The organism is Pseudomonas tehranensis, assembly GCF_014268615.1.
GTDB lineage: Bacteria > Pseudomonadota > Gammaproteobacteria > Pseudomonadales > Pseudomonadaceae > Aquipseudomonas > Aquipseudomonas tehranensis.
Genome location: NZ_JABWQV010000456.1, coordinates 1 through 1,312, shown reverse-complemented (window position 1 = coordinate 1,312; position 1,312 = coordinate 1). Strand labels below are relative to the sequence as shown.

The window sequence follows — 1,312 nt, the reverse complement described above, 5'->3', positions numbered from 1 at the left end:
AGCGGGAGCAAGCTCCCTCGCCACGGGTTTCCCTTACTTAAACCTTCCTGGAGGAGTTTCCATGATCAGCAAAATTCCCGAACCGAATCTCGAATACCTGCAAAAGGTCCTGCTGGAAATGCTCGCCATTCCCAGCCCCACCGGTTTCACCGACACCATCGTGCGTTATGTCGCCGAGCGGCTCGAAGAGTTGGGTATCCCTTTTGAAATGACCCGGCGCGGCACGATCCGCGCCACCCTCAAGGGCCGCCAGAGCAGCCCAGACCGGGCCGTGTCAGCTCACCTGGACACCATCGGTGCCTCGGTGCGCGCGATCAAGGACAACGGGCGCCTGACCCTGGCGCCGGTGGGTTGCTGGTCCAGCCGGTTTGCCGAGGGCAGCCGGGTCAGCCTGTTTACGGACACGGGGGTGATCCGCGGCAGCGTACTGCCGTTGATGGCGTCCGGGCACGCGTTCAATACCGCCGTCGATGAGATGCCCATCAGCTGGGATCACATCGAACTGCGCCTGGACGCCTACTGCACCACCCGCGCCGATTGCGAATCCCTGGGCGTGGGCATTGGCGACTATGTAGCGTTCGATCCTCTGCCGGAGTTCACCGAGAGTGGCCATATCAGTGCCCGACACCTGGACGATAAGGCCGGGGTTGCGGCGCTGCTGGCGGCGCTCAAGGCGATTGTCGACAGCGGCGAAGAACTGCTGATCGACTGCCACCCGCTCTTCACCATTACCGAAGAAACCGGCAGCGGCGCGGCGGCGGCACTGCCTTGGGATGTGAGCGAGTTCGTCGGCATCGACATCGCCCCGGTCGCGCCGGGCCAACACTCGAGCGAGCACGCGGTGAGCGTGGCGATGCAGGATTCCGGGGGCCCTTACGACTATCACCTGTCACGGCACTTGCTGAAGCTGGCCAGGGAAAACGAACTGCCGGCGCGCCGCGACCTGTTCCGTTATTACTTCAGCGATGCCCATTCCGCCGTCACGGCCGGCCACGATATCCGCACCGCCCTGCTCGCCTTCGGCTGCGACGCCACCCATGGCTACGAACGCACTCACATTGACAGCTTGGCCGCCCTGAGCCGCCTGCTCGGCGCCTACATCCTCAGCCCACCGGTATTCGCCAGCGACGCCCAACCGGCCCAGGGCTCGCTGGACCGCTTCAGCCATCAGCTCGAACACGATGCGCAGATGGAAAGCGATACCCGAGTGCCGTCGGTGGACAGTTTGATTGGGCAGCGGTCGGATAACTGAGCAAAATTCCAGAATCTCAGTGCCAGTCATGCCGCCATCGCGAGCAGGCTCGCTCCCACA

General features: G+C 63.6%; 1 protein-coding gene. It reads left to right on the top strand.

The genetic code is table 11. From position 1 onward, the window contains the following. Positions 1-61 precede the first annotated feature (61 nt). Positions 62-1,252, top strand: coding sequence for an osmoprotectant NAGGN system M42 family peptidase (locus HU811_RS26940; protein WP_092397601.1), 1,191 nt, complete (start codon positions 62-64; stop codon positions 1,250-1,252). The last annotated feature ends 60 nt before the right edge of the window (positions 1,253-1,312 follow it).